Source organism: Methylobacterium sp. J-078, from assembly GCF_022829285.1.
In the GTDB taxonomy this organism is placed as follows: domain Bacteria; phylum Pseudomonadota; class Alphaproteobacteria; order Rhizobiales; family Beijerinckiaceae; genus Methylobacterium.
Genome location: NZ_JAKSYI010000060.1, coordinates 41739 through 67572 on the forward strand (window position 1 = coordinate 41739; position 25834 = coordinate 67572).

The 25834-nt window shown below is 71.2% G+C and carries 27 protein-coding genes and 1 pseudogene; 9 read left to right on the forward strand and 19 right to left on the reverse strand.

Features of this window, described 5'->3' with window-relative positions; all coding sequences use genetic code 11:
• Positions 1 to 10 precede the first annotated feature (10 nt).
• The 8 genes from motA to MKK58_RS08320 all read left to right on the forward strand — a co-directional run bounded on the left by motA (position 11) and on the right by MKK58_RS08320 (position 6096).
• A complete protein-coding gene (motA, locus tag MKK58_RS08285) occupies positions 11 to 883 on the forward strand; it encodes a flagellar motor stator protein MotA (protein WP_243911621.1) in 873 nt (290 codons plus the stop codon).
• 3 nt (positions 884 to 886) lie between these two features.
• The gene (locus tag MKK58_RS08290) at positions 887 to 1819 is read left to right on the forward strand and encodes a flagellar motor switch protein FliM (RefSeq protein ID WP_243911622.1); all 933 of its coding nucleotides are present in this window, start codon (positions 887 to 889) and stop codon (positions 1817 to 1819) included.
• Positions 1803 to 2102: a hypothetical protein gene (locus tag MKK58_RS08295; RefSeq protein WP_243911623.1), complete on the forward strand. Its 300-nt coding sequence runs from the start codon at positions 1803 to 1805 to the stop codon at positions 2100 to 2102. The genes MKK58_RS08290 and MKK58_RS08295 overlap by 17 nt, the downstream gene beginning before the upstream one ends.
• Before the next feature lie 109 nt (positions 2103 to 2211).
• Positions 2212 to 2589: a flagellar motor switch protein FliN gene (fliN, locus tag MKK58_RS08300; RefSeq protein ID WP_243911624.1), complete on the forward strand. Its 378-nt coding sequence runs from the start codon at positions 2212 to 2214 to the stop codon at positions 2587 to 2589.
• Positions 2590 to 2601: 12 nt separating this feature from the next.
• Positions 2602 to 3639 (forward strand): flagellar motor switch protein FliG, encoded by a 1038-nt coding sequence (locus MKK58_RS08305; protein ID WP_243911625.1) that lies wholly within the window; start codon positions 2602 to 2604, stop codon positions 3637 to 3639.
• A gap of 27 nt (positions 3640 to 3666) precedes the next feature.
• Positions 3667 to 4728 carry a flagellar biosynthesis protein FlhB gene (gene flhB / locus MKK58_RS08310; RefSeq protein ID WP_243911626.1) on the forward strand — a complete coding sequence of 354 codons (1062 nt, stop codon included), beginning with the start codon at positions 3667 to 3669 and terminating at the stop codon, positions 4726 to 4728.
• Between the two features lie 32 nt (positions 4729 to 4760).
• Positions 4761 to 5177, forward strand: coding sequence for a hypothetical protein (locus MKK58_RS08315; protein ID WP_243911627.1), 417 nt, complete (start codon positions 4761 to 4763; stop codon positions 5175 to 5177).
• A 235-nt stretch (positions 5178 to 5412) separates the two neighbouring features.
• Positions 5413 to 6096, forward strand: a complete 684-nt coding sequence (locus MKK58_RS08320) for a response regulator transcription factor (RefSeq protein WP_243911628.1) — start codon at positions 5413 to 5415, stop codon at positions 6094 to 6096.
• A 73-nt stretch (positions 6097 to 6169) separates the two neighbouring features.
• Here MKK58_RS08320 and MKK58_RS08325 read toward each other — a convergent pair whose 3' ends face one another.
• From MKK58_RS08325 to flgB, 16 genes and pseudogenes are all read right to left on the reverse strand, one after another.
• Positions 6170 to 6793 carry a transglycosylase SLT domain-containing protein gene (locus MKK58_RS08325; protein WP_243911629.1) on the reverse strand — a complete coding sequence of 208 codons (624 nt, stop codon included), beginning with the start codon at positions 6791 to 6793 and terminating at the stop codon, positions 6170 to 6172.
• Positions 6747 to 9785 (reverse strand): flagellar hook-length control protein FliK, encoded by a 3039-nt coding sequence (locus tag MKK58_RS08330; RefSeq protein ID WP_243911630.1) that lies wholly within the window; start codon positions 9783 to 9785, stop codon positions 6747 to 6749. Before MKK58_RS08330 ends, MKK58_RS08325 begins: the two co-directional genes overlap by 47 nt.
• A complete protein-coding gene (locus tag MKK58_RS08335) occupies positions 9782 to 11008 on the reverse strand; it encodes a chemotaxis protein MotC (RefSeq protein ID WP_243911631.1) in 1227 nt (408 codons plus the stop codon). Before MKK58_RS08335 ends, MKK58_RS08330 begins: the two co-directional genes overlap by 4 nt.
• On the reverse strand, positions 11008 to 12333 hold the full coding sequence (locus tag MKK58_RS08340; protein WP_243911632.1) for a MotB family protein: 1326 nt from the start codon (positions 12331 to 12333) through the stop codon (positions 11008 to 11010). The genes MKK58_RS08335 and MKK58_RS08340 overlap by 1 nt, the downstream gene beginning before the upstream one ends.
• 3 nt (positions 12334 to 12336) lie before the next feature.
• Complete coding sequence (locus tag MKK58_RS08345; protein ID WP_243911633.1) at positions 12337 to 13032, reverse strand: hypothetical protein; 696 nt, start codon at positions 13030 to 13032, stop codon at positions 12337 to 12339.
• Positions 13032 to 14735 (reverse strand): flagellar basal-body MS-ring/collar protein FliF, encoded by a 1704-nt coding sequence (fliF, locus tag MKK58_RS08350; RefSeq protein WP_243911634.1) that lies wholly within the window; start codon positions 14733 to 14735, stop codon positions 13032 to 13034. Before fliF ends, MKK58_RS08345 begins: the two co-directional genes overlap by 1 nt.
• A 76-nt stretch (positions 14736 to 14811) precedes the next feature.
• A complete protein-coding gene (fliP, locus tag MKK58_RS08355) occupies positions 14812 to 15585 on the reverse strand; it encodes a flagellar type III secretion system pore protein FliP (protein WP_243911635.1) in 774 nt (257 codons plus the stop codon).
• Positions 15586 to 15589: 4 nt separating this feature from the next.
• On the reverse strand, positions 15590 to 16081 hold the full coding sequence (locus tag MKK58_RS08360) for a flagellar basal body-associated FliL family protein (protein ID WP_238279936.1): 492 nt from the start codon (positions 16079 to 16081) through the stop codon (positions 15590 to 15592).
• 23 nt (positions 16082 to 16104) lie between these two features.
• A complete protein-coding gene (flgH, locus tag MKK58_RS08365; protein ID WP_243911636.1) occupies positions 16105 to 16821 on the reverse strand; it encodes a flagellar basal body L-ring protein FlgH in 717 nt (238 codons plus the stop codon).
• Positions 16821 to 17207, reverse strand: a pseudogene (locus MKK58_RS26975) (MotE family protein); the annotation flags it as partial. The pseudogene MKK58_RS26975 and the gene flgH, both read right to left, overlap by 1 nt.
• Positions 17208 to 17746: 539 nt before the next feature.
• Complete coding sequence (gene flgI, locus MKK58_RS08375; protein WP_243911638.1) at positions 17747 to 18850, reverse strand: flagellar basal body P-ring protein FlgI; 1104 nt, start codon at positions 18848 to 18850, stop codon at positions 17747 to 17749.
• Positions 18850 to 19323 carry a flagellar basal body P-ring formation chaperone FlgA gene (gene flgA, locus MKK58_RS08380; protein WP_243911639.1) on the reverse strand — a complete coding sequence of 158 codons (474 nt, stop codon included), beginning with the start codon at positions 19321 to 19323 and terminating at the stop codon, positions 18850 to 18852. Before flgA ends, flgI begins: the two co-directional genes overlap by 1 nt.
• 133 nt (positions 19324 to 19456) lie before the next feature.
• Entirely contained in the window at positions 19457 to 20245 is a 789-nt protein-coding gene (gene flgG, locus MKK58_RS08385; RefSeq protein WP_238279931.1) for a flagellar basal-body rod protein FlgG, read from the reverse strand.
• A gap of 77 nt (positions 20246 to 20322) precedes the next feature.
• Positions 20323 to 20661: a flagellar hook-basal body complex protein FliE gene (locus MKK58_RS08390; RefSeq protein ID WP_243911640.1), complete on the reverse strand. Its 339-nt coding sequence runs from the start codon at positions 20659 to 20661 to the stop codon at positions 20323 to 20325.
• 9 nt (positions 20662 to 20670) lie between these two features.
• Entirely contained in the window at positions 20671 to 21087 is a 417-nt protein-coding gene (gene flgC / locus MKK58_RS08395; protein ID WP_238279929.1) for a flagellar basal body rod protein FlgC, read from the reverse strand.
• A complete protein-coding gene (gene flgB / locus MKK58_RS08400) occupies positions 21087 to 21473 on the reverse strand; it encodes a flagellar basal body rod protein FlgB (protein ID WP_243911641.1) in 387 nt (128 codons plus the stop codon). The genes flgC and flgB overlap by 1 nt, the downstream gene beginning before the upstream one ends.
• A gap of 258 nt (positions 21474 to 21731) precedes the next feature.
• Here flgB and MKK58_RS26980 point away from each other — a divergent pair, with 258 nt between their 5' ends.
• Entirely contained in the window at positions 21732 to 24440 is a 2709-nt protein-coding gene (locus MKK58_RS26980) for a heparinase II/III family protein (RefSeq protein WP_313899273.1), read from the forward strand.
• Positions 24441 to 24444: 4 nt separating this feature from the next.
• Here the strand turns inward: MKK58_RS26980 and MKK58_RS08415 are convergent, their stop codons facing one another.
• From MKK58_RS08415 to MKK58_RS08425, 3 genes are read right to left on the reverse strand one after another with little or no spacing between them, the layout of a single operon-like run.
• The gene (locus MKK58_RS08415) at positions 24445 to 24891 is read right to left on the reverse strand and encodes a hypothetical protein (protein ID WP_243911642.1); all 447 of its coding nucleotides are present in this window, start codon (positions 24889 to 24891) and stop codon (positions 24445 to 24447) included.
• A 15-nt stretch (positions 24892 to 24906) separates the two neighbouring features.
• Complete coding sequence (locus MKK58_RS08420) at positions 24907 to 25236, reverse strand: flagellar protein FlgN (protein WP_243911643.1); 330 nt, start codon at positions 25234 to 25236, stop codon at positions 24907 to 24909.
• A gap of 9 nt (positions 25237 to 25245) precedes the next feature.
• Positions 25246 to 25716 carry a rod-binding protein gene (locus MKK58_RS08425; protein WP_243911644.1) on the reverse strand — a complete coding sequence of 157 codons (471 nt, stop codon included), beginning with the start codon at positions 25714 to 25716 and terminating at the stop codon, positions 25246 to 25248.
• Positions 25717 to 25834 lie beyond the last annotated feature (118 nt).

Sequence of the window (25834 nt, forward strand, 5' to 3'; positions counted from 1 at the left end):
GCGTTGAGCCTTGGGCGTTCTGATCGGCCTCGTCATCGCAATCGGCTGCATGCTCGGCGGCTTCGTCGCCATGGGCGGCCACCTCGTCGTGCTGTGGCAGCCCTGGGAGTTCGTCATCATCGGCGGGATGGGTGCCGGCACCTTCGTCATGGCCAACCCGATGAAGACGGTGGTGGATTCCGGCAAGGCGAGCATGGACGCTCTCACCGGGAAGGTCCCCAAGCGCAAGGACTACCTCGCTCTCCTGGGCCTGCTCCACGCCCTGATGCGCGAGTTGAAGGCAAAACCCCGCAACGAGGTCGAGCCGCATCTCGACGACCCGGCCAATTCGGAGATCTTCAAGGCCTATCCGGATGTCGCCAAGAACGCCGACCTCGTGCTGTTCATCTGCGACTACGCCCGCCTCATCCTCATCGGCAACGCCCGCGCCCACGAGATCGAGGCCCTGATGGACGAGGAGATCAGCGGCTACCGCAAGGACCGCCTCAAGCCCTACGGCGCGGTCACGACCGTGGCCGAGGCGATGCCGGCGCTCGGCATCGTGGCGGCGGTGCTCGGCATCGTGAAGGCCATGGGTGCCCTCGACCAGTCGCCGCAGATCCTCGGCGGCCTCATCGGCGCCGCACTCGTGGGGACATTCTTCGGCGTGTTCATGTCCTACGGGGTGCTCGCCCCCTTCGCGATCAAGATCAAGACCATCCGCGAGAAGCAGAGCCACGTCTACGTCATCGTCAAGCAGACCCTGATCGCCTACATGGGCGGAGCGGTGCCGCAGATCGCCGTCGAGCACGGGCGCAAGGGCATCTCGCTGGGCGACCGGCCCACCATCGACGAGGTCGAGAACGCCACCGTCAACGGCGGCGCGCAGAGGGAAGCCGCCTGAACCATGGACGTGCCGATCGGGAACGCCACCGACATCCGTGCCCGCCTGATCGATGCCGGGGGCCTGTCCCTCGACCGCATGCCGATGCTGCACGTGGTCTTCGACCGGCTCACCTCGGGCTGCTCGGACAACCTCAAGCCCCTCGTGGCCTCGCCGGTCTATTTCGCCTTCAACGGCTTCACCAGCGGTCGCTTCGGCGAGATGCTCGACGCCTACGAGAACAACGCCGTGGCGGGCATCTTCCACGCGCCCGAATGGGACAGCCACATCCTGGTCGGCCTCAACCGCGACTTCCTCTTCACCCTGGTGGAGGCGCTGTTCGGCGCCGACGGGGCCGAGCCGCCGGTGGAGGACGAGCGCCCCTTCTCGGCCATCGAACTCCGGCTGGCGCACACCATCCTGGAACAGGTCGGCAAGGCCCTGGAATCCTCGTTCGCCCTGGTGTCGATGACCCCCTTCCGCCTGGAACGCACCGAGACCCGCATGGAGTTCGCGGTCATCGGAGGCCGCAACAACAAGGCCGTCGAGGCCAAGTTCTCGGTCCAGGCGCTCAACCGCGGCGGCGAGATGTTCCTCATCCTGCCCCAGTCGGTGATCAATCCGATGCGGCCGGCGCTGTCGAAGGTGCTCACCGGCGACAGCGCCGCCCGCGACCCGACCTGGACGCAGCAGATGACCGCCGAGGTCCGGAAGGCCGAGGTCACCCTGCGGGCCGTGCTGGAGGAGCGCACCCTCACGCTCGGCGAGATCGCCGGCCTCAAGGTCGGCCAGGTCATCGGTCTCGACGCCACGCCCGCGACGCGAGTGAAGCTCGAGGGCAACGACCGGCCCCTGTTCTGGTGCCACATGGGCCAGGCGCAGGGCTCCTACGTGCTGCGGGTCGACGAAGCCATCGCTCAAGACAAGGAAGGCGCGCACGATGACGCCGTGGGTTGACACCATTCTCCTCATCGCCCTCGTGGCGACGAGCGCCTGCGTGGTGCCGATGTACCTCAAGCTGAAGCGCCTGGACCGGACCCAGGCGGAGTACGGCCGCATCCTGATGCAGTCGGGCCACGCGCTCACCCAGGCGGGCGACGCGGTGCGCGGCTTCAGCACCGAGGGCCGCGAGATCCTGGAGGCCCTCGACCAGCGCATCGGCGAGGCGCGCCAGCTCCTCGCGGATCTCGAGGCCAGTCGCCGCGATCTCTCCGCCACACGCGCCGGCCGAGTCGGCTGACCGTGCATGCGCGGCTTGCGCCCCGACCGACTTTGGCCGATCCTCTCCGATCATCCGCCGCCGAGCCCCGGCGCCTTGATACGCGATGACACCCCCTGACGAGCGGATGATGAGCAACAGCCCCTTCGACGATGCGGACCTCGCATCCTCCGGCACCGCGGCGGTGTTCCCCAGCGTCTCTGCCGCCGGCCCCGCGGCGGACGACGCCCGGATCGGCGACGCCCGCAATCTCGACTCGATCCTGCGAATCCCCGTGCTGATCCAGGTGGTGCTCGGCTCGGCCACCATGCCGGTGGCCGACCTGATGAAACTCGGACGCGGGGCCATCGTGGCCCTCGATCACCGCGTCGGCGAACCCGTCGACGTCACCGTCAACGGCCGGGTGGTCGCGCGCGGCGAGATCGTGGTGGTGGAGGAGGACAATTCCCGCTTCGGCGTCTCCCTGACCGAGATCGTCGGCCCCGCCGATGCCGGCCTGAAGGGCTGAGGACACAGCAGCGTGGCGAGCGTGCCGATCCCCCAGCGCGCCCCGGGCGCGAACCGGGTCCTCAGTCCGGCGGACGAGGTCGCCGCGCTGCTGCTCGCCATGGGTAAGCCCGCGGCCGGTCGCCTGTTGAAGTACTTCGAGCCGGACGAGATCCGGCGCATCACCCGCTCGGCCACCCAGCTCGGCACCGTGAGCGCGCGCCAGCTCGAGGACATCGTCGAGATGTTCTCCGACGAGTTCGCGTCCGACGGCCGCCTCGTGGGCACCGCCTCCGAAGTGGAGAAGCTGCTCACGGGCCTTCTTCCCGCCGATCAGGTCGCCGAGATCCTCGCCGATGTCCGCGGCGACGCCACCCGCTCCGTCTGGGAACGCATGTCGGGCGTCTCCGAGAGCGTGATCGCGAGCTACGTGGTCAAGGAGCACCCCCAGACCGCGGCCCTCATCCTGTCGCGCCTGAAGCCCGCGGCGGCGGCCAAGGTCATGGCCCACCTGCCCCAGCCGACCCGCAACACCGTGATGCGGCGGATGCTGAGCTTCAAGCCGGTCGGCGACGGCGTGATCGAGATCATCGAGCGCGCCCTGCACGAGGATCTGCTCGCCAACGGCGCGCGCAACGCCGGGGCCGACACCCACGCCAAGATGGCCGACATCATCAACAAGATGGAGCGCACCCAGATCGACGAGGTGCTCACCAGCCTCTCCGAGTCGCGCCCGAAATCGGTGGAGATCCTCAAGGGTCTGCTGTTCACCTTCGACGACATCGTCAAGCTGGCCCCGCGCGCCCGCACCACCCTGTTCGACGCCGTGCCCAACGACCGGCTGGTCCTGGCCCTCAAGGGCACCGACGCCGAGTTCCGGGGGGTCATCCTGGGGGCGCTTTCCGCCCGCGTGCGCCGCATGGTGGAGCACGAGCTGAACGGCGGCGAGCCGGCGGCGCAGAAGGACGTGACGGAGGCGCGCCGCAGCATCACCGACCTCGCCCTGGAGATGGCCGGGCGGGGCGAACTGGAGATCAATGCCGGGGGCGAGGTCGAGGCCCTCGTCCGCTAGGGACGGGCCGCCCGACCCGATCGCGCGATGTCCGACGAAGACCAGGAGGGCAAGACCGAGGCCGCCACCGAGCGCAAGATCCGCGAGGCGGTGGAGAAGGGCAACGTTCCGTTCTCCCGCGAGGCCCCCGTCTTCGCCTCGATCCTCGGGCTCCTCATCGCCCTGAGCTTCGTGGTCCGCGACGCGGTCAACCCGCTCCTCCAGGCGCTGGCACCCTTCCTCGACCACCCCCGCGACTTCGCCCTGGAGAACAACCAGGACGTCGCCCACATCCTGGAGGGAACCGCCGTCGCGGCCGCGCGATTCCTGATCCCGATCGTGCTGATTCTCGGTCTGTGCGGCCTCGTCGCGTCCCTCGTTCAGAACGTCCCGAGTCTCGTGACCGAGCGGATCCGGCCGCAATGGTCCCGGGTTTCGCCCATGGCCGGCTGGGGACGGATCTTCGGCAAGTCGGGCCAAGTCGAGTTCCTGAAATCGGTCCTTAAATTTTTAAGCGTCAGTCTCGTCGCCCTGCTGCTCCTGCGCTCGGAGGGCAGCAAAGCCGTGAGTGCCATGTTCAGCGACCCGAGCCAGATCCCGGATCTCATCCTGACCCTGTCGATCCGGTTGATCTCGGTCGTGTGCGTCGCCACGATCGTCATCGTGGCGGCCGACCTCGTCTGGTCGCGGATGCGCTGGCAGCGCTCGCTGCGCATGTCGAAGCAGGACCTCAAGGACGAGCACAAGCAGACAGAGGGCGATCCCCTGGTGAAGGGGCGCCTGCGCTCCCTGGCGCAGGACCGCGCGCGCAAGCGCATGCTCGGCAACGTGAAGCAGGCCACCGTCGTGATCGCCAACCCGACGCACTACGCCATCGCCCTGCGCTACGCCCGCGACGAGCAGCCCGCCCCCCTGGTCCTGGCCAAGGGCAAGGATCTCGTCGCACTGCGCATCCGAGAAATTGCGGAGGCCAACGGCATCGCGGTGGTGGAAGACAAGCCTCTCGCAAGGTCCCTGTACGAGAGTGTCGAGGTGGACCAGATGATTCCCGCGGAGTTCTACAGCGCTGTGGCCCAGATCCTGTTCTTCCTGTTCTCGAAAGCCCGCTGATGGCCGCGTCCTCTTCGACCGGAGCCCTCCGCGTGGATGGCGCAGACGTGCTCGCCGATGCCGAGCGCGTCTTCGCCACCGCGATCCGGGATTTCATCGCCGAACTCTGCCTCCTCGACGGCGGCATCCTGATCGGCTGGGTCCAGGCCGCCCGCCACGGCAACATCGCCGACCTCGTCGCCTCCTCCGCCGAGCCCTTCTTCAAGGAGGCCACCATCGCGTACGCGGACGGGGCGGACGTGCGCTTCGACTGGGGCCGCTCGCTGACCGTGGTGCTCGACATGGAGTTCGTCACCGAACCCGTGACGGTGTTCTTCAAGCTCATCCTCGACGGCGTCTATGTCGGCGTCGCCATCCAGCGCATCCTGGCGGACCAGGGCCCGGGCTTCTGCCTCGACGGCTTCCGCTCGGCCCTCGACGACGCCCGGCTGAGCCACGCCTCCGCCTGAGGGCCCCCTGCGGCACCGCGCCGACCCTCCGTCGACCGGATCACGAACGCGTGTGTTCTTCCGGTCATTGACGGAGGCGAGGATGCCAGACATTGCTAAAAGATAAGCGAATCGATCCGGTTCGCGCGATTGCGAAACGCGAAGACAAAGCGTCCTCCCGTCTTGTCTTTGTTTCGCTTTGGCGCTCGAACACGGCAACGCTCGTGTCTTGCGCAAGGTCAGTCGGAGCCGCTCGATGTACGTCCTGGTCGATGCGCGGCCATCGGTGAATTCAGGGTACAAGGCCAGCTTCGATCGCGAAGGCATCTCCTCCCTCGGTCTCGACCCGCAGGAATTCACGCACTGGTTCCAGTCCTCGTCCCGGGTCGACCGGGAGGCGATCCAGGGATTCCTGTTGGGCGATTTCGAGGGCCGGGCCAAGTGCGCGACCCTGATCCGCCGGATGTCCCGCGCGCCCATCATCGCCCTGAGCGACGTGCGCTCCCTCGACCAGACCCTGCAGCTCTTCGAGGCCGGCATCGACGACGTGCTGCCCAAGCCCGTGCATATCCGCGAGATCCTGGCCCGCTCCGAGGCGATCTGGCGCCGGGTCAACGCGCAGGCCGGGTCCATCCGCGAGGCCGCGCCGGAGGCCGAGCGCCTGAAGGTGCATTTCGACGGGCGCGACCCCGAGATCGACGGGGAGGTGCTGCCCCTGCCCCGGCGCGAGCGGCACATCCTCGAATGCCTCGTGCGCAACCGGGGCAAGCGCATGACGAAGGCGCAGATCTACAACATCGTCTACGGCGTCTACAGCAACGGCGTCGAGGAGAGCGTGATCGAGGGTCACGTGAGCAAGCTGCGCAAGAAGCTCAGCCAGCGCCTCGGCCACGACCCGATCGAGGCCAAGCGCTTCATGGGCTATACCTTCGTCGGCTGACGCCCGGTCGCGGCACCGTCCTGCGCGATGGATGTGAAGGGCCCTTGTCCCAGGAGCGAAGGCCCCCCGTGCCTCACTGGCAGAAACTGCGCGCGCCCGGCGTCCAGGCGCCGAAGCCCGTCGCGACCATGTTGGTGATCACCCGGCAGACATAGAGCTTCTGCGCCGGGTTGTTGTTCGGGCCCGCGTGATAGCGCGCCACGGCCAGGGTCCAGCTTCCCTCGCGGGCCTTGAGCTGCTTCAGGAACAGGGTCGCGTATTCCACGTTCCGACGCGGATCGATCATCGCCTCCAGGCTCGCGAACTTCTCGCGGTGGTAGTGGTGGTTGATCTGCATGCAGCCGAGATCGACGAGCTTGATCCCGCTCGCCCGCGCCTGAGCGAGCTGGCCCATCACGTCGGACGCGCTGGTCCCGAAATACGCCCGGCCCTGGATGTTCATGGCGTAGGGCTGCAGGGAGCCGCGCTTGCCGCTCTCGGTCAGACCGACCGCGTAGAGCACGCCCAGCGGCACCCCGTGGCGGGCCGAGGCGCCCGCCATCTCACGCTCGCAGATGTTGGCCGATGCCGGCAGCGCCGCCGCCTTCACGGCGGCCGGGGATGCGGCGGGCGCCGGCGGCGCACTGTTGGCGCGCACCGGCTCGGCGAGGCTACAGGTAAACGCCGCTGCGGTCAGGGCTGCTCGGAACGCTCTCATGGTTTCGCTCGCTGGTGTCGGGAGCCGCCGGGCGGCCATCGGGCTGGCGCCGTTCCGGCTGGCCGGGCGTGGCGTGATCCGGGTTCGCGCCGGCCTCGGCCTGCGCCTGGAAGGCCTGCCCCTCGCCCGGTGCGGGTCCGTTGGGCGGTGAGCCGCTGGTGATCGCCACGCGCTCGGGCTGGTAGCCACCCTGGCGCAGGAGATCGGCAAGGACTTCGCCCCCTTCGCGCAGGAGGGTCGCGGTCTCCTCGCGGGCGGCATGCAGGCTCATCTCGAGTTGCCCGTCGCGCAGGCGCATCCGCACGAGGACGATTCCGAGATCGGCGGGATGCAGCTGGAGGGTAAGGAGGCGAAGCGGTCCCTCGATCCCCGAGGCCCCCGGAACCCCACCGACGGATCCGTGCGGCATCTGCCCCAGGATCGCGGCCGCGATTTGTTGCGCCGGCGGGGCGGAAGCGGTCTGCGGCGGCGTGCCGGCCAAGCCCTGTCCCGGGAGTGGTGCCGTCGGTGCGCCTAAACCGGGCTGCACCCCGAGGTCCGAGGCTGAAGGACCGGGTGATATCGGTTCGCCGAGCGGCGGCGTCTCGGCCCCCTGGGATCGCCGCGCCTCGGCGCGTTGCGGGCCGGCCTCGGAATCGTGGGGCGGAGGCGGGGACACGGGCATGGCGGGTTCCGCGCGCGCGCGCGCTACGCCGTCACGAACCGCCGCGTCAGGCAGCGAATCATCAGATCCAGGGCGCGCGGCCGGCTGCGCGGGCACGGCCTGCGGACCGGCCAGTCCCGGTGCCTCGCCCGGGACGGAGACGGCACTGCGCGTGGGATCGACGGGCGGGCGCGCCGGCACGGTAGAGGCCTCCCGCACCGGATTCGCCTGCGGAGGGACGTCCCGAGCGGCATCGGACGGGAGCGCGCCAGTTGGAGGGCCGCCGAGGGCGGCCGCGACCGCGACGAACGGCGTCGCGACACCCTCGGCCCGAGGCCGGCTCACGGCCGCTTGGGCCACACGCCCGGGCGGCATTCGCGCCGGCGGCTCCGCCACGATCGCGGCCGCGTCGAGATCCACGGTCACGGCCGGACTCGGCGTCGCAGCGTCCCGTGAGGCCGCAGCGCTTGGGCCGGCGACCGCCAGGTCCAGGGCTTGGCGCATCGCAGGATCGACGCGTTCGCCCGGCTGCCGTGGTTGCGCGGGCGCGCGCGGGACCGACGGAACGACGGAGGAAGGAAGCGCGGGTTCGGGCCTGGCCGGCAGGTCCTGGCCGGGACCGGGTTCCTGGGGTGAAGCGGGGTTGTGGCCGGTCGGCGATCCGAGATCGACCGGTGCCGGTGCGCCTGCGGGGATCGGGCGCGGGGAAACGCGCACCGTCTGCGTGGCGGCCGCCTGCTCGGATGAGGCCATCGCGCCGAGACCCGGAGCGGGCGCATCCCCCACGGGAGACTCGGCCGAAGCCGGGTGTGATCGAGGGACGTCCGACGCCGCGACACCGGCCGTTGTGCCGGCGGGCAGCGCCGGGACCGGTGCCGGGCTGGGGAGCGCGGGCAAGGACTCTTCGGCGGCTGGCGCCGCACCGGCAGCGGCCGAGGTGTCGAGCGGCCTCGGGGCGGGGTCCGCATCGGGCATCGGTGCCTCACCCGAGACCCGGGCGGGTCGTACGGGCACATCGGCCGGCGGAGCCGTGGCGGGACGGGGTGCCTGGACCACCGGCGCATCGGAGGCCAGGGTTTGATTCGCCGAATCTGCCGGCTGCCGGATGACGGACCGGGCGTCCCCCTCGCCGAACCCCGGTGGCGGTGCGGCGTCCGCCTCGGCCTGGATCACCGCCACCGGGAGGACCGGAGCGAGTGGGTCGGCCGGCCCGTGGCCCAGCGAAGCGACGGTCGACGCCACCCCGCGCAGCAACGAGGCCGGAGCGGTCGAGGATGCTGCCGGATGGGTCGCTCGTGCTGATTCCGGGGGGCGTCCGACCGCACCGGTCGGCGGCGGCGCGGCGAGATCGGAGACGGATTGCGGACCGACCCGGGCCGGCGGCGGCGCGCCCAGCCTGACCTCCGACATGATGGAATTCGACGCACCGGACACGGATTGCAGCGGCGCGGTGGTCGGGGGCGCCCCAGCAGCCTGCGAGGCCGGGGCGGGAACGGCCGCGCCGACGCGGGGGCTTTCATCGGCGGGGGGCACACCCGTAGGCTGGGCAGGCCTCAGGGCCCTCTCGACGGAGAGCGGCATGACGTTCGCGGTCTGGAGCGCCGACGCGTCCGACGCCGGGGCCATGGGCGCGCGTGCCGTGGCGGCTTCCGTAAACGGCGCCGCCCCTAGGGGCGTGAGGGTGGGGAGCACACCGGCATCCGGCGACGCGGCTGCGGCCTCGAAGGGCGCGCCGATCGGGGCCGGCCGTCCAACGGAAACGTTGGCGGGGGACCCGGCCAGGAGGCGCGGGAGCACCGGGGCGAAATGGGTCTCCCGTCGCAGGATGGTCGCGCGGGTCCGCGCCTCGGGGGCCGGTACGGATGCGCCGGCCTGGACTGGGACATCGTCCGCGCCCTTGCCCTGCGGCAGGATCGCGAGCTCGACCGGGTCCGCCGGCCCGGCGGCCTGCGCAAGGGCGGACATGGTCACAGTCAGGGGCTGGGGCAGATCAGAGCTTGGCACGGAGGCCGGCATGGCGCGGGCGACGAGCACATCCAGCGCGTCGCGGGCAGGCAGGGGCGTGGGCCCCGTCCCGAGGGGCAGCGCGACGTTGAACGCGGCCAGGAGGTCGAGCGGTTTTACGGGTTCGGTCGTCGCACCGGGCGCCGAGCCATGGGCCTCGTCCTCCGCCGGAGGGCCGTCCGGTTCGGCGGGCTTGTCCTCCGGCGCGACCGTCCCCTTCAGGGCGCCGAGCAGCGCGACGAAGGCGGTGCCGGTCGCATCCAGCGCATCGGCGCCCCCGTTGCGGGTGCCGGCCGCATCCACAGGCGCGCGGGGTGTGGGATTGGTGATGCCGAGGGCGTTCAACGCTGGCTCCTGCGCATGATCTCGTCGATCCGCCCGATCGCGCCCTCGGCGCGGGCGATGGCGGGCGCCACGGGGAGCACCCGCGGGCCCGTGGGGGTCGCGTCGGCGGACGCCGAAGGGGGCGCCGCCGCCCGGATCTCACGGGCGGTGGAGAGGGCCGCGTCGAGGAGATCGCGGTCGCCGGGCTCCAGCCGCGCGCGGTCGATCGCCCGCAGGGTGTCGAGGCATTCCTCGAAGCGCCCCTCCACCACGATGAGGGCCGCCGCCCGGTAGAGGCCGGCGCGCAGCGCCTCCTGGGAGCCGGGCTCCGCGAGGGTGACGCTGCGCTCGGCGGCGAACACCGCCGTGGCGGACTTGCCCTGGTCGACCGCGGCCCGCGCGACGAGGAGGTAGAGCTCGCGCCGGCCCTCGACCTCGACCTCGTCCAGCATGGCCTGCAGCCGGGCGAAGCGCGCCTCGCCGCCGGTGAAGTCGAGGCGGGTCAGGGCCGCGGCGAAGCGCTGGCGGAAGTTGCCGGCATAGACCGAGTGGCGGAAGCGGCGCAGGTACTGGACCGCCAGGGCCTCGAACTTCGCGAGGTCGCCGGCCTGGGCGAGCACGAAGATCTCCCGGCGCAGGGCCCCCTCCTCCACCAGGGTGCCGGGCGCCAGCAGGCGGGCGAGGTCGAGGAGGCGGATCGACTGCGTCGGGTCATCGCGCACGACCAGGGCCGATTGCGCCATGGCCAGTTGCGCTCCGAGGCTCACGGGGACCGAGAGCGGATCGATCTTCACGAGGAGGGCGCGGGCTTCCTTCTCGCGCCCCTCGAGATAGGCGAGCGCGCCAAGGACCAGGGCGGTGTCGGACTCTGTCACCTTGCCCGAGGCGACGAGGTGGCGCGGCAGCGCGGGGCCGCCGCCGCTGAGGGCGAAGGTGACGGCCGCGCGCAGGTTCACGGTCTCCGCCCACGCATCGGGCTCCAGGGCGAGCATGCGCGATTCGGCATGCGCCAGCAGGGCGCGCTGGCCGTGATGCGCCTGGGCGGAACCGAGGGCGACCTGGTCCTGCAGGAGTTGCAGGGTACGCACGAGTTCGACCGGGACGGTGTAGGGCTTGACCGGCAGGGGCTCGATGGGGGCGGCGGGCGCCTCGCCATGGCTGCCGCCCCCATGCGAATCCGCAGCCTGCACGGGGGCGGCGAGGAGCATTGCGGCCCACAGCCCCGAGACGAGGGCGCGCGCCATCACTCGGGCCGTCCCCGCAGCAGGATCTCGATGCGGCGGTTCTCGGCGGCCTTCGGATCGGCCGGGTTGCGCGGCTGGCGGTCGGCGTAGCCCTCGATGCGCTCTAGGCGGGCATCCGCGACGCCGCCGCGCACGAGCATGTAGGAGGCCATCTGGGCGCGGGCCGAGGATAGGCGCCAGTTGTCATAGGTCTCCGACCGGAAGGGCCGCGCGTCGGTGTGGCCGCGCACGATGATGCGGCCGGGCCGATCCTTGAGGATGCGGGCGACCTGTTCCAGGGCACGCACCACCTTGGCCTGGGGCTCGGCCGAGCCCACGCCGAACATGCTGAAGTTCACCTCGTCGGTGAGGCTGATGAGGATTCCCTCGCCGGTGCGCCGAACTTCGGCGCGCGGCGCGGGTGCGCCCTGCACCGGCAGCACCCGGGCGATCTCGGCCTTGATCTCGGCCATCGCGGCGGTCTCGGCCGCGTCGGCGGCCTGCCTCGCTTCCAGCGCCGCTTTCTCCTCGGCGGCCTTCGCCTCGGCCAGCTTGGCTTCGGCAGGTCGCGCCTCGGGGACCTTGGGCGTGACGGTGCTGGCCGGCGCGGCGGGTTTCGGCGTCAGCTTCGGGGCCAGAAGTTTCGGGTCGATCTCGTCGGCCACGGCCGAGGCGACCTTGATCGTCGCCGGCTTCGCGGGCGTGGCCGCGCGGACGTCGGGACGCGCCTCCTGCGGCAGGGGCGTGACCGTGCCGGTGGCGCCGGCCCGCTCGGTGCGCGTCTTGGCCAGGGGCGCGACCTGCCAGTAAAGCGGGTCGAAGGGGTCGCGCGCGGCCTCGCCGCCCTTGATGCCGGGCTCGCCCGATTCCGTCACCACGGCGTCGGCGGAGGCGACCTCCGGACCCGGCTCGGCCTCGGCCGCGAGCTTGGCCAGCACCGCGTAGGGGTCCTGGAACAGCGCCGCCTCGCGGGCGCGGCTGCCGGGCGGCCCGGAGGCCCCCTTGCCCTCGGATTTGCCGTCGCCCTTGCCGTCGCCCTCGCCCTCGCCCTTGCCGGCCTCGGGCTTGCCCTCCTCGGGTGTCGGCTCGCCGGGCTTGTTCTGCGGGTCGCGCAGGCCCTTGCGGTCGAAGGTGACGTCGGCGAGCTTCACCGGGTTGAAGTACTCGGCGATGGCCGTCTTCGTCTCCTTGGTGGTGGAGCCGATCAGCCACAGCACCAGGAACAGCGCCATCATCGCGGTCATGAAGTCGGCGAGCGCGATCTTCCAGGCGCCGCCGTGGTGACCGTCCTCGTGGTCGCCGTGGCGTTTGATGATGATGATCTCGTGGTGGGATTCGTCCGCCATGGCTCAGGCTCCCCGGACCGCGTCCGTCATCAGGCGGCCCCAGGCGCCGAGCTGGGTCTCGATCACGGTCTGGTCGGCCTGGGCCGTCACTTCGGCGGTGTCGGCGACCACGAGGTCCAGCGAGGCCTCAAAGGGCCCGAGCTTGCCCGCCACCGCCTCGAGGAGGTCGGCCGGGCCGCTCACCCGCACAGGGGCGCGGGCGTCGCCCAGGATGCGGGCGAGGCTCCGGGCGAGCTCGTCGACGGCCTGCCGCCGCAGGGCCTCGGTCAGGACCGGCACGAGGAGGTGCCCGACCCGGTCGGTCAGCCCGGCCCCGAGGGCCTGGAGCGCGTCGGCAAACCCCGACGCGAGACGGTCGCCCTCGTCCACGCACCAGGCCTGGCGCATCTCGGCGAGGCGCGCATCGTAATCGGCCTGCATGCAGGCGAGCACCGAGGCGGTCTCGGCCGCGGCTTCGGCCCGGCCGAGTTCGCGCCCGCGCTCCAGGCCTCGCGCCTCGGCGGCACGAAGCTGGGCCTCCCGGTCCTCCGGGGTCTCGGGCGGAGCGACGGGCTTGCGCAGGAGGGCCGCGAGCGCCTCCGCCGCGCGCGGCGCCGGCCGGGCGGCCGGGGCGAAGGCGCTCCCCCCGGTGGCGGGCGGGCGCGCCGGCGTCACGTCGTCGGAGAAGTCGGGCAGGAACCGAGCGATCGCGGCGGCCATCACGCGGCCTCACGCAGGAGCCAGCGCTTCAGGATCTCGGCGGCCTGGGCCTCGTCGGTCTCGATCATCTGCTCGAGTCTCTTCTGCGGCGAGCGGTTCAGCTTCTCGGTGAGGTCCTCGATCATGCTGGCGACCGGGCTCTGGCCGGGCGCCGCGAGGCTGGGCAGCGCGCCGCCCGCCAGGGCGTCCTGCGCCGGGGCACCGGGGCCGGCGAGCGCGGCGTTCGGTGTGCCCGCGGCCAGGGCCTGCGCCTCCGCCGCGGCGGCCAGCGCCCGCGCCTCCTCCTGCTGCGCGGCCGGGATCTCCAGGATGGCGCGCATGGCCGGGCGCAGGCCGAACCAGATCAGCAGGCCCGCCACCAGCAGGATGGTGCCGGCATTGATGAGGGTGGCCGACTGGCGCATCAGCACCTCGGTGAGGCTTAAAGGCGCCACCGGCTCCAGGGGCTGGCCGTCGTTGACGAAACCGACCGCCGCCACCTTCACGTTGTCGCCACGCTCCTTGTTGAAGCCGGCGGCCGAGCCGACGAGCTGCTCGATCTCGGCGACCTGGGCGTCGATGCCGGCCTTTCCGGCCTCCGGCCCGGCCAGGGACGCGAGGCGGGCACGGTTGACGAGGACCGCCACGGAGATCTGGCGGATGTTGTAGCCGTCGCTCACCGTCTGGATGGTCTTGGAGGAGATCTCGTAGTTGGTGAGGTCCTCGCGCTTCTGGGTCTCGTTGCTGGCCGAGTCGTTGCCATCCGAGCGCGCACGCGGCTCGGGCAGGTTCGCTTGCGCCGTCGTCGGGCGCTGGGCGGCGCTGCGGTTCTGCGAGGTCTCGGTCTCGCGCACGGCCCGGGTGGAGCGCTCGACGCGCTGGTCGGGGTTGAAGATCGTCTCGTTCTGCACCGTCTTGTCGGTGTTCAGGCGCGCGGCGACGCTGACCTCGAAGTTCCCGACGCCGAGATAGGGGGTCAGGGTCCGGCGGATGTTGTCCTGGACCTCGTGCCCGATGGTCTTCTCCAGGGTCGCCATCTTGCCGGTCGGGACGGCGGCCCCGTCGTCGCCCGAGAGCAGGAGCGCGCCGTCCGAGCCGATCACGGTGACCCGGTCGGGCTTCATGCCCGGCACCGCCGAGGCGACGAGGTGGCGGATCGACTGGGCGCCGCTGGCGTCGTCGGCCGGCTCGGTGCGTACCACCACGGAGGCGGAAGGCGGCTGCTGGTCGCGGCGGAACGAGCCGCGGTCGGGCAGCACGATGTGGACGCGGGCGGCCTTGACGCCCTTCATGCCCTGGATGGTGCGGGCGATCTCGCCCTCGAGGGCGCGCACCCGGGTCACCTCCTGCATGAACGAGGTCATGCCGAGGGAACCGAGGTCGTTGAAGAGCTCGTAGCCGGACTTGGCGCTCTGGGGCAGGCCCTTCTCGGCCAGCAGCATGCGGGCGTTGGCGGTGTGGCCGTAGGCGACCAGCACGGCGGCGCCGTCCGCGCTGACGTCGAACGGGATGTTGGCGTCCTTCAGCACGCTGCCGATGCGCCCGACATCCTCTCGGCTCAGGCCCGTGTAGAGCGGCTCCTGGGCCGGGCGGCTGAGATAGTAGGCGCCGAGTCCCACGGCGAGGAAGACGACCACGCCGATGAGCGACAGGGCGGCGATGCGCCGGCCGCCGAGCGCGAGGATGTTGTTCCAGAGCCGTTCGGCGTGCTGAAGACCGGACATTCGGTGGGCTGCTCCGCTTCGGGTCCGCGACCCGATCCGGTCCTCTCGCCCGCCAGCCTTGCGCGGAGATTGCGCCTCAGAAGAACGATCGCACCAGCCCGCCCACCAGCATGTTCCAGCCGTCGATGAGGATGAAGAACAGCACCTTGAACGGCAGCGAGATCACGGTGGGCGGCAGCATCATCATGCCCATCGACATGATGACCGTGGAGACGATCATGTCGATGACGAGGAAGGGCAGCGCGATCAGGAAGCCGATCTCGAAGCCGCGCCGCAGTTCCGAGATCATGAAGGCCGGGATGAGGATGCGCAGGTCGATCTTCTCGGACCCCTCGGCCTTCGGAATGTTGCGGCTCGCCAGATCCGTGAAGGTCTGGAGGTCCTTGGGGCGCACGTGGCTCGCCATGAACTCGCGGAACGGCTCGACGAGCTTGGGGATCGCCTCCTCCTCCGAGATGCGGTTCTCGGTGAGCGGCTTCAGACCCTCGTTCCAGGCCCGGTCGAAGGTCGGGGCCATGACGTAGAACGTCATGAACAGCGAAAGACTGACGAGGAAGATGTTGGCCGGGGTGCTCTGGAGGCCGAGCCCGGAGCGCAGGAACGAGAACGCGATGGCAAAGCGCGTGAAGCTCGTCACCATCACAAGGAGGCCCGGCGCCAGCGAGAGCACGGTGAGCAGGGCCACGAGTTGCAGGATGCGCCCGCTCGCCGCCCCGTTGCCGGCCGGCAGCAGGGCGTCGAGGGCGGGGAGCCCCGTGGCGGATTGCGCGAGGGCCGGGCCCGCGAGGGTCAGGCTGGCGGCGAGGGCGAGGCCCGCGAGGGTAAGCCTGGAGAGAGTGAGCGCGGCCATGGGGCTACTGCACCACCAGCATCTCGACGATCAGCTCGCGCACCTGTCCCTTGGTGCGCAGGGCGACCCGCTCGTTGAGGTCCTCGCGCAGGTGCTGGAGGCCGCTGGCGCCCTCGATCTGCCGCAGGGTCACGGTGCGCAGGTAGGCCAGGATGTCGGCGCGGATCTCGGCCAGCGCCACGTCGGGGTTCGGCACGGCGCCGGCCGTGAACACCACGGAGGATTCGAGACGCACCCAGGCGTCCCGCGTGTCGGCGAGGTTGGTCACCACCGAGCCGACGCTGCGCAGCGCGAGGTCGCCGGTGTATTTCAACACCTTCACCGCCTTGTCCTCCTCGTCCTTCTTCTTGACGTCCACCGCCTTCTCGACGGTGGACAGCAGATAGAGGCCGAGGCCGCCGCCGGTGCCGATGGCGACGAGGCTGGTGAGCGCGAGCGCCGCGATCCAGCCCTTGCCGCCCTTCTTCGGCTCGCTCGTATCGGTCTTGGCCGCCATGGGTCGCGTCCTGCCTGCCGGTGCTAGAAGGGCGCCAGGGTCTCGAAGACCTGCTGGCCGAGGGTGGGTGCCTGCACGTCCGTGATGCGGCCGCGCCCGCCGTAGGAGATGCGCGCCTCGGCGATCTTGTCGTAGTCGATGGTGTTCTTGCGCGAGATGTCGCGCGGCCGGACGATGCCCGCGACGGTCAGCACGCGGACCTCGTTGTTCACCCGCACCTCCTGCGAGCCGCTGATGACGACGTTGCCGTTGGGCATCTGCTCGGTGACGATGGCGGCGACCTGGAGCCGCAGCACCTCGGAGCGGTCGATGTTGCCCGCCCCCTTGGTCTCGGTGCCCGAGCGGATGCCGGTATCCGCGGTGGCCGAATCCTTCAGCCCCGAGACGCCGTAGCCGAAATCGAAGCCGAGGCTCGACTTCTGGCTGCGCGAGCGGTCGCTCGAATTGCCGAACTGCGCCTTGTCGTCGATGAGGATCGAGACCGTGATCACGTCGCCGACGTTGCGGGCGCGCGGGTCCTGGAACATCTCGGCGCTGCCCGGCGCCCAGGTCGAGTGATAGCTGCGCGGCCCCAGGGCGCCGTAGGCGGTCGGCAGGGCCTCGCGCGGCGGCTGCAGGCCGGTGCCGATCGGGGTGAGCAGCGGGGGCTGGCCCATCCGGTCGAGGGAGGAATTGCAGGCGGCCAGGGACGGCGCGACGAGTGCCGCGAGGAGGCCGGCCCGGAGGGTCTTGAGGGACATCAGGATTTCTCGCTCTCGCGGGCTCGTTTGCCCAGCTCGGTCATCATGCGGGCCAGCTGCGCGGCGCGCGCGGCCTCCATCTCGCTCAGGATCGCGCTGGCGGTGCGGGCATTGAGCTTAGTCAGGATCGCGGCGGCCGATTCGTCGGGCATGTTGGCGAGTTGCAGCGCCGCCGCGTCCGCCCGCATCTTGGTGTAGATCGCCACCACCCCCTCGTCGGCCTTGGCCAGGAAGGCGTTGCGGCGGGCGAGCCAGCTCTCGTACTCGGCCCGCTTGGCCTCGAGCTTGGCGATGCGCTCCTCGACCTGGCGCTCCAGGGTCGCGAGCTGCTCCTTCTGCCAGGCGAAGCGGGCATCGGCGGCGGCATCCGCGATGCTGGCGCAGTAGGCGGGAGGCTTCACCGCCGCCTTGACCGGCTCGGGGGCCGGCTCCGGCAGCCGGACCTCGGCCACCTGAACCGTCTCGATGGGTTTCGTCGCCTCGGCCCGGGGCTCGATCGCACCCGTGGTTTCGGGGGCCTTGGTGTCCACGAGCTTGACCGCGACGGACAGCTTCGGTGCCGGTGGCTTCGGCGCGGCGTTCTTGGGAAGCGGACCGGGATTCATCCCCGACACGGTCGGCGTGCCCGACACAGGCGGCTTGCTGGAAACGGTCGGATTGCCCGGAGCGACGGGCTCGCTCGGATCGATGGATCGGGTCGCGACGATCGGCTTGCCCGGAATGCTCGGCTTGCCCGTATCCGAAAGCCCCTCCCCCTCGAAGGCGCGCGCCGGGCCGAACCCGAGCGAGGCGCCCGCCAGAACCGCGAGGAACAGGAGAACCCGCAGCGCCATCAGGGCGAGGGCGCGCATGGGATGCGCCGGCGCCGGAAGCCCGACGATCAACCGGGCCGGATCGAAGTGCCGACTGAAGTCGTTCGCCTGCCTCATTGCACCACGAGCTCCGCCTGAAGCGCGCCCGAGGTCTTCACGGCCTGCAGGATCGCGATGATGTCGCTGGGCTTGAGGCCGACATTGTTGAGGCCGCGCACCAGGGTCTGGAGGTCGGAGCCGCCGATGATCGCCATGCGGCCGGACTGCTCGTTGATCGCCACTTCGGTGCGCGGCACCACCGCGGTCTGGCCGTTGGAGAACGGGGCGGGCTGCGAAACCTCGGGGGCCTCCGTCACCCGCACGGTGAGGTTGCCGTGGGTGACCGCCACCGTGGAGATCTGGACGTTGCGGCCGATCACGACCGTGCCGGTGCGCTGATCGACGACCACGCGGGCCGGCGTGTCGGGATTGACGGTGAGGTCGCCGATCTCGGCCACGAACCGGGTCTGGGCGATGTTGCTCGGCCGCATCAACGCGATGGCGCGCTGGTCGCGCGGGGCGGCCACCCGGCGGCCGAAGCGGGCCAGCGCATAGGCGTTGATGGCATCCGCCACCATGGTGGCGGTCTTGAAGTCCGGGTTCTTCAACTCGAAGACCAGTTCGGGCAGGTCGCGGAAGGTGCCCGGGACCTCGCGCTCGATCAGGGCGCCGTTGGGAATGCGCCCGGCGGTGGGCACGCCCTGGGTGATGCTCTCGGCCTGGCCGGAGACGACGAAGCCCGAGACCGCCAGCGGCCCTTGCGCCGCGGCATAGGTCAGGCCGTCGCCGCCCATCAGGGGCGTCATCAGCAGGGTGCCGCCCTTCAGCGAGGTGGCGTCGCCCAGCGAGGTGACGGTGACGTCGATGCGCGTGCCGGTCCCGGTATAGGGCGGCAGGTCGGCGGTCACCATCACGGCGGCGACGTTGCGGGTGCGCAGGCGGGCGTCGCGCACGTTGATGCCCATGCGGTCGAGCATCGATTGCAGGGACTGCTCGGTGAATTGCGCATTGCGCAGGGTGTCGCCGGAGCCCTGGAGGCCGGTGACGAGGCCGTAGCCCACGAGCTGGTTGTCGCGCACGCCCTTGAGGGTGGCGATGTCCTTGATCCGCGTGCCGGCCAGCGCGGGCATCGGGAGCGCGAGGAGGAGCGCCGCGAGGATCGCCAGGATGCGGCGCATCAGCGGTCCCCGGTCCGGATTCGGCCGTCCGCCATGACGGTGCCCAGCACGATGCGGTTCGTGTCCGTGTTGCGCACGCGGATCACGTCGCCGAGGCCGCCGTTCTGGAGGGGCGCGCCGACGGCGGTGATGAGCAGGCCCTGCTCCTCGAACACGATCTGGGTCGGGGTGCCCCGGCTGACGAGGCGCGGGTCGTCGATGGCGTTGACCGGCACGGGCTCGCCCGGCAGCAGCATCCGGCGCGCGACCCGGCCCGTGATGGCGAGCGGCGCGTCGATGACGGCGGTACGCGCCTTGAAGGTCTCCGGATAGGCCTGCATCCGCAGCATCGATTCCCGGATCGTGTCGCCGGGATAGATCGTCACCGTCGGCACGGGCAGCATGATCTCGGCGGCCGCGACCGGAGCGGCGGCGAGCGCGAGGCCGAAGGCCAGGATCGCGACGGGCAGGCGGGTGAGTGTGGGAAGACCCATGGGGTGTGGTCGCGCCCTTGAAGGAAGCCCGGACGGGCGACCGCCGGCTCCGGCGGGAGGCGTCGTGCCTCCCGTCGCGACCGCGCGGATGTGGGATTCGGATCGGTCTGGGACAGGCGTCTACGGGGCGGGCTTACCGGATCCCCTTGGAGACCGTGCCCGCCATCTCGTCGGCGGCCTGGATCACCTTCGAGTTCATCTCGAAGGCGCGCTGGGCCGTGATCATGTTGGTGATCTCCTTGACGGGATCGACGTTCGAGCTTTCCAGGTAACCCTGCTGCAGCTTCCCGAAGCTCGGGTCGCCGGGCACGCCGGTGACGGGCGCGCCGGAGGCGGCGGTCTCGCGGTAGAGGCCGTTGCCAAGGGGCTCCAGGCCGGAATCGTTGGCGAAGTTGGCGAGCGTGATCTGGCCGAGGTTCTGCGCCTGGACCTGACCGTCGATCTTGGCGAAGACCTGACCCGACTGGTTGATCACCACGTCGACGGCGCCGTTGGGAATGAGGATCGCCGGATCGAGGGCGTAGCCCTCCAGGGTCACGATCTGGCCGGTGTTGTTGCGGTTGAACGAGCCGGCGCGGGTGTAGTTGATCTCGCCGTTCGGGTTGGTGATCTGGAAGTAGCCCCGGCCGTTCACCGCCACGTCGAGCTGGTTCGAGGTGTTGGCCAGCGGTCCCTGGCGGTGCAGGTTGCGGATGGCGGCAGTGCGCACGCCGAGGCCGAGCATCGCGCCCTCGGGCACCGGCTCCTGGCCGGCCTGGTTCGGCACGCCCTGCTGGCGTTCGGCCTGGTAGAGCAGGTCGGTGAACTCGGCCCGCGCGCCCTTGAACCCGGTGGTGTTCAGGTTGGCGATGTTGTTGGCGATGACCTCAAGGTTCATCTGCTGGGCGTTCATGCCCGTGGCCGCGATGGCGAGCGCTCTCATGTCTTCACGGTTCCGTCGTGGCGATGCGGCGAGGACGTTGGGTCATCAGATCGGCAGATGGTCAGATCGGCAGATGGTCAGATCGGCATGCGGCTGAGTTCGAGATAGGCAGCGACCACCTTGTCCCGGACCGCGATGGCGGTCTGCAGGCTCTGCTCCGCATCCATCACCGCCTCGACCACCTGCTGCGTGGTGGCCTTGCCCTGGATTCCCGAGATGGCGGTGGCCTCGCCGGTGCGCAGGGAGGTGCGCAGGCCGGTGGCGAGCTGGGCCATAACGTCGCCGAAATCGGTGCCGCCGGTGCTCGCTGCCGGCATCACGGGGAAGCTCGCCCGCGCCAGGGGCGCGGCGGAGTCGGTGCGGGTGATGCCGGCGGCCCGGTCGAAGGCGGCGAGCGAGGTGAGGGCTTCGATCATCGGACGGGCTCAGGTTCGCAGGAGGTCGATGACGCTGGCGACCATGGCGCGAGCCTGCTTGATCACCTGCACGTTGGCTTCGAAGGACCGGTTGGCCTCGCGGATGTCGGCCATTTCCATGAGCACGTTGACGTTGGGCATCTTCACGTTGCCCTCCGCGTCGGCCGCCGGGTTGCCGGGGTCGCGCTCGATCCGGAACGGCGCATCGTCGGTGCCGATCTTCTGGAGCGCCACGGAGGTGCCGCCGGCGGCGCGGTCCATCGCGGCCCGGAACGTCACGGTCTTGCGGGCGTAGGGGTCGGCGCCCGGCCCGTCGCCCACCGACTGGGCGTTGGCGACGTTCTCGGCGGCGATGCGCAGGCGCAGGGACTGCGCCTCGAGGCCGGCGCTGGCGAGCCGCGTCGAGGCGCTGAGCGGATCGATCATCAGCTGCCCCTCACGGCGGCCTTGAGCATCCGGTCGAAGACCTTCGTGATGCCCATGTTGAGATTGTGCTGACGGCTGACCTCGCCGGCCTTGAGCATCTCCTGCTCCAGGCTGACGGAACTCGACGTGGACAGCGCGTCCCAGGCCTGCGAGGCCGTGATCGGCTTCGTCGGGATGCGCCCTTCGCCGGACGTGACGTGGGCGCTCTCCGTCATGGACATGCCCATGGTGGTCGTCCTCGCCATCACCTCGGAGAACGGCACCACGTCGCGCGCCTTGTAGTCGGGCGTGTTGGCGTTCGCGACGTTGCTGGCGATGGTCGCCTGACGCACCGCGAGGTAGCGGGCCTGCTGCGAGGCCAGGTCGAAGAGGTAGACGCCTGTCACGGCCGGCTCCGGTCCCGATCAATCATGACCGATCCCTAGGCAGCCAATCTTGCCCCAGGCTGGCGCGGCTTGACGGCGCCCGTCGAACCCCTTCAGTACCAATCCGGTACCGGACCCGCGTCGAACGGTCGGATCGTCTTAAGAAACGTCGCAGATCAAGACCACGGCCGCCCAGCGCACGATGTCCGCCTCCCTGTTCCGCATCCGAACCGCCCCTTGAGCGCGGTGCAGGCGACCCTTCCGGGGTTACGAATCCTGGTGGCCGGGCCCGTCCGCCATGCCGGCGGCGCCGGCGTCGGCCCCGGCGCGAGCGAACACCTCGTCCCGGCCAAGAACCGCTGGTCGCGGGTGGTGCTGCCCTTCGCCGGCCTCCTGCCGGAGGCGTGGTGCAGTCTCACCTTCCGGCTCGCCTGGGAGGCGGCGGAGACGGCCGGGGCCGCCCTCGACTTCGCCCTGGCGGGGATCGATTTCCTGACCGAGGACGGGTCGAGCCTCGACTTCGACCACGTGCCGGGTCTCGACCGGACGCTCCTCGATCCGCACGGCGCCTGGATCGCCGGCCCCGGCTACCTCCCAGCGGAGGCGCAAGGGGTGCGAATCGGCCTCGTCCACCTCGCCTTCCGGGTCCCGGCGCCCGCCTGCCGGCTCACCGTGACGATCCGCTCCTGGCGCAACAGCGAGACCTTCGCGGTCTCCGAGCCGACCCTGCGGCAGGGGCCGGCGGAGACGCCCTCCCCCGCCCTGCTCCCGCGCACCCGCCACCGGCTCGGACCCGAGCCGGCCTGGAGCGAGCATGCCCTGGTGCCCGGCTGCGGGCTCGTCCTGCGCGGGCAGCTCCACGTCGCGGCGCCCGGGACTCGCGGGGCGCTCGCCCACATCGTCTATCGGGATCATCGGGGCGCGGTCCTGCCGCCCCCCTATCCGGGCACGATCTCGGTGCCGGGGCTGGATGCGCTCGTCGACCTGCCCGCCCAGCAGCAGACGCGGCGCTTCACCCTCGAACTCGAGCCGCCGCAGGACGCGGCGCGGGTGGCGGTCGGCTTCGCGACCTGGACGGCGGACGGCCGGGAATCGAAGCCTCCGGAAGCGGAACTCCTGAGCCCGCCCGAGATCGCCCTCGCGGACCGGATGCGGCTCCAGAGTCTGTGCGGCGACGACCTCCTCGAAGCGGCGGACTTCCTCGCCCGCCTCGCCGAGCGCCTCGGGCTGGCCGGCGGCGCCTTCGCCGGCTGGTGCCCGCAGCCCGAGGCCGTCGCGGCGATCCCGGCGGTCCTGGCGCGGGCCCGGGCCATCCAGCGGGGGGACGCCCCCCCGGCGGCGGGCATTGACCGGACCCTGCGCCTCGGCCCGGCCCCGCCCTGGACCCTGCCGGACGCCCCGGACTGGACCGAGGACCCGTTCCGCTCGGTGCCCTGGCGGCTCGAATACCAGTCGCTCGCCTGGCTCGGCGTCCTGGCGGAGGCGCCGGGCGGGGCCTCCGCCGCCGTGAGCCTCGCCCTATCCTGGTCGCGCGGGAACCCCTGGGGCGCTCCGGCGGACGGCCTCGCCCTGCATCCGGCGGCACTCGCCGCGCGCGCCGAGACCCTCGTGCGGCTGCTGGCCCGGGCGGGCAGGCCCGGTGGCCCGGCCTCCCTCACGCTCACGGGCGAGGCGGTGCGGCACGGCTTCGCCCTGGCCGAGATCGTCGGGCAGAGCACCTTCGGGCGCTCCATCCATCAAATCCAGGCGGCGGCCAGCCTGATGTGCGTGGCCCGCGCCCTGCCGCTGCTGCCGCTCTCGCCGCACTGGTCGTGCCTGGCGACGGGCGCTCTGGAGACCGGCATCGCGGCCCTCGTCGACGAGGCCGGGCGGTTCTCGGACCCGTCCCTGCACCAGCGCCTCGAACTCCTGACGCTGCTGCGCGCCCTCGACGTCGGCCTCACCGGGGACGACACCCGGGATGGCCTGCGATCCAGCCTCGCGCGGATCCTGGCAGCGGCACTCCCGGCCGTCGCGGGCATGCTGGACCCCGGCGGCCGGCTACCGCCCTTCGGCGACACGCCCCAGGGCCAGGATGCGGCCGGCTGGATCGGCCGCCTCGGCACGGGCGCCGGCCGGGCCCTGGTGATCGAGCGCCGATCGGACCGGGCGCGGCTCCGGCATGCGCATCCGGACCGGCACGACGCGCCGGCGGGTCCCCCCACCGGGCGGGTCGACCCGGCATCCGGCATGATCGCCCTGCGGCACGACGCGCCGGGGCGTGGCTGGGGCCATTTCGCCTGCACCTTCGCGAGCCAGGGCGCCGGCCACCGCGATGGCGGCTCCTTTGTCTATGCCTGCGACGGCGTGCGCTGGATCGTGGAGGCGGGCGGCTCGAGCCTGGTCGAGACCGGGGCGTCGCGCCACCATGTCCTCTCGGAGGCGGGCCACAACGTGCCGGTGCCGGAGGGGCGCGCGGCCAGCGCCGGCGTCGCCCGATACCTCGGGGCGGAGCGCCTGGAGGGGGCCACGCTGCACCGGCTCGCCACGCAGGTGCACGGGCCGGATCTCGCGCATCGCCGGGTCTTCCTCGTGCTCGACGACCTCTCGGGCCTCGTCGTCCTCGATCGCTTCGCGGTGGAGGCGGGCCCGGTCGCCTTCGAGGGGATCGTCCACCTCGCGCCCGAGATCCTGGTGGGCCTCGCCGGCCCGCGTCGGGCGATGGCGCAGGCGGGCCGGGCCCGCCTCGCGCTCTCGCCCCTGGTGCGCGAGGGACGCGGCGCCGGCCTGACGATCCAGAACGGCTGCAACGCGCATCCGGGCGCCCTGCGCGGCTTCATCGCGGCGTCGGCGGGTGGTCTCCAGCCCACGAGCGCGCTGCGCTACGCCGTCGCCGGAACGGGGGTGGCCTGCGGCGGCCTCGCGCTTGCGGCGGATGCCGAGGCCGACCGGCGGCTCACGGCGCTCCTGGCGGGAGATGCGGTCGCGCGCGCCCTGGCGGAGGCGTGAGCGCTCAGGACCGGACCTCGCGCTTGGCCACGAAGTTGAACTCCTCGACCAGCACGTCCTTCACCACGTCCGAGCCCAGGCGGACATTGACCTGTTTGCGGATCTCGGCGAGGCGCTGGGTGACGTTGTAGCGGGACAGGCGTTTGAAATCGATTGCCGGGTCCGTGTAGATCTGCCGGAAGGTTTCGTCGACCACGAAGGCATTTGGCGGCACCGAGAGCGTGTGCATCAACCGTGCATCGGCGGTGAAGACCAGAACGGCGACGATGTAACCCTGCACCTTGCCGTCGACCACCATCGGAACGTTGATGGGCGGCAGCTTCTGGTACTGCAGGCCTTCGAGGTAGGGTTCGGTCTTCTTGGCGAACAGCCCCTCCCCCCAGGTCACCGCCCCGTAGCAGGACAGGATGGTGAGGCCGCAGATCCAGAGGCCGGTGACGAGGATGCGCATGGCGGGCGTTCGATCTCAGCGCCGGACGTGACCGGAATAGGTGCCGTCGGATTCCGCGTCGCGCAGGGAGTCCGCGACGATCCCGGAGATCTCCTCGACGGCGCGCAGATGCAGGCCGACGGTGGCCTGGTTGCGCTCCAGGACCCCGCGCAGGCGCAGGAGCTGATCGATCACGGGGGCGTCGAGCTGGTCCGGATCGAGGTCCCGCGTCAGCCGGGTGAGTTCGAGCAGGCTGTGGCTTTTCCGCCGGTTCACCGCCTCCTGGTCGATGGGCCGGTGGGCCATCAGCGCCTCGGTCTCCGCCGCCACGGTGTCTTCGAGCCGCTTCAGGGATGCGATCAGCATGGGGCGCCTTCAGATGTCCGAGGTCTTGGTGGCCGGGGCGGGCGCGGGCGTGTTCAGGGGGCGGGCCGCCTCCAGCATCCGGGCGATGCCGAGGCCGCCCGCCTTGGCGACCTGGGTGCCGACCTGATCGGCCAGCATCGACTTCCAGATGCCCCCGGCATTGCCCTTGCCGAACACCGCGTTGGACTTGGCCGGCATCATCGTCTCGACGAACTGGCGCAGGACGAAGGCCTCGAACTGCTTGTAGGGATCGCCCGCCTTGCCGGCGCCGGAGACCGCGTTGTCGGTCTGGAGCGCCGTGAGGGTGCCGCGGGCATCGAGCGGCATGTGCACGGAGGTGCCGGCCATGCGGTAGGCATCGCCGAAGGCCGCCGGGTCGGTCCCGGGCGCCGACAGCTTGGCGGTGGCTTCCTGCACGCGGCCCGGATCGGCGGCGCGGGCGACATCGAGGACGATGTCGGTGGGGGGCGAGATGCTCATGCGGGTCGTCTCTTGCGCGTCGTCTCGTGCAGATCTTCTGTTGGCGGACGCCGCGATTCGGGTTCGAGAGCGCCGATGGTCGACAGGGATAGGCGCCGTGGCTTTCGGCAGGCTTGCG

Excerpts from the sequence above, each read along its gene's own strand:
- MKK58_RS08290 (WP_243911622.1), top strand. The coding sequence starts at position 887 with ATGGACGTGCCGATCGGGAACGCCACCGACATCCGTGCCCGCCTGATC.
- MKK58_RS08295 (WP_243911623.1), top strand. The coding sequence starts at position 1,803 with ATGACGCCGTGGGTTGACACCATTCTCCTCATCGCCCTCGTGGCGACG.
- fliN (WP_243911624.1), top strand. The coding sequence starts at position 2,212 with ATGAGCAACAGCCCCTTCGACGATGCGGACCTCGCATCCTCCGGCACC.
- flhB (WP_243911626.1), top strand. The coding sequence starts at position 3,667 with ATGTCCGACGAAGACCAGGAGGGCAAGACCGAGGCCGCCACCGAGCGC.
- MKK58_RS08320 (WP_243911628.1), top strand. The coding sequence starts at position 5,413 with ATGTACGTCCTGGTCGATGCGCGGCCATCGGTGAATTCAGGGTACAAG.
- MKK58_RS08325 (WP_243911629.1), bottom strand. The coding sequence starts at position 6,793 with ATGAGAGCGTTCCGAGCAGCCCTGACCGCAGCGGCGTTTACCTGTAGC.
- MKK58_RS08335 (WP_243911631.1), bottom strand. The coding sequence starts at position 11,008 with ATGGCGCGCGCCCTCGTCTCGGGGCTGTGGGCCGCAATGCTCCTCGCC.
- MKK58_RS08340 (WP_243911632.1), bottom strand. The coding sequence starts at position 12,333 with ATGGCGGACGAATCCCACCACGAGATCATCATCATCAAACGCCACGGC.
- MKK58_RS08345 (WP_243911633.1), bottom strand. The coding sequence starts at position 13,032 with ATGGCCGCCGCGATCGCTCGGTTCCTGCCCGACTTCTCCGACGACGTG.
- fliF (WP_243911634.1), bottom strand. The coding sequence starts at position 14,735 with ATGTCCGGTCTTCAGCACGCCGAACGGCTCTGGAACAACATCCTCGCG.
- fliP (WP_243911635.1), bottom strand. The coding sequence starts at position 15,585 with ATGGCCGCGCTCACTCTCTCCAGGCTTACCCTCGCGGGCCTCGCCCTC.
- MKK58_RS08360 (WP_238279936.1), bottom strand. The coding sequence starts at position 16,081 with ATGGCGGCCAAGACCGATACGAGCGAGCCGAAGAAGGGCGGCAAGGGC.
- flgH (WP_243911636.1), bottom strand. The coding sequence starts at position 16,821 with ATGTCCCTCAAGACCCTCCGGGCCGGCCTCCTCGCGGCACTCGTCGCG.
- flgI (WP_243911638.1), bottom strand. The coding sequence starts at position 18,850 with ATGCGCCGCATCCTGGCGATCCTCGCGGCGCTCCTCCTCGCGCTCCCG.
- flgA (WP_243911639.1), bottom strand. The coding sequence starts at position 19,323 with ATGGGTCTTCCCACACTCACCCGCCTGCCCGTCGCGATCCTGGCCTTC.
- flgG (WP_238279931.1), bottom strand. The coding sequence starts at position 20,245 with ATGAGAGCGCTCGCCATCGCGGCCACGGGCATGAACGCCCAGCAGATG.
- MKK58_RS08390 (WP_243911640.1), bottom strand. The coding sequence starts at position 20,661 with ATGATCGAAGCCCTCACCTCGCTCGCCGCCTTCGACCGGGCCGCCGGC.
- flgC (WP_238279929.1), bottom strand. The coding sequence starts at position 21,087 with ATGATCGATCCGCTCAGCGCCTCGACGCGGCTCGCCAGCGCCGGCCTC.
- MKK58_RS08415 (WP_243911642.1), bottom strand. The coding sequence starts at position 24,891 with ATGCGCATCCTCGTCACCGGCCTCTGGATCTGCGGCCTCACCATCCTG.
- MKK58_RS08420 (WP_243911643.1), bottom strand. The coding sequence starts at position 25,236 with ATGCTGATCGCATCCCTGAAGCGGCTCGAAGACACCGTGGCGGCGGAG.
- MKK58_RS08425 (WP_243911644.1), bottom strand. The coding sequence starts at position 25,716 with ATGAGCATCTCGCCCCCCACCGACATCGTCCTCGATGTCGCCCGCGCC.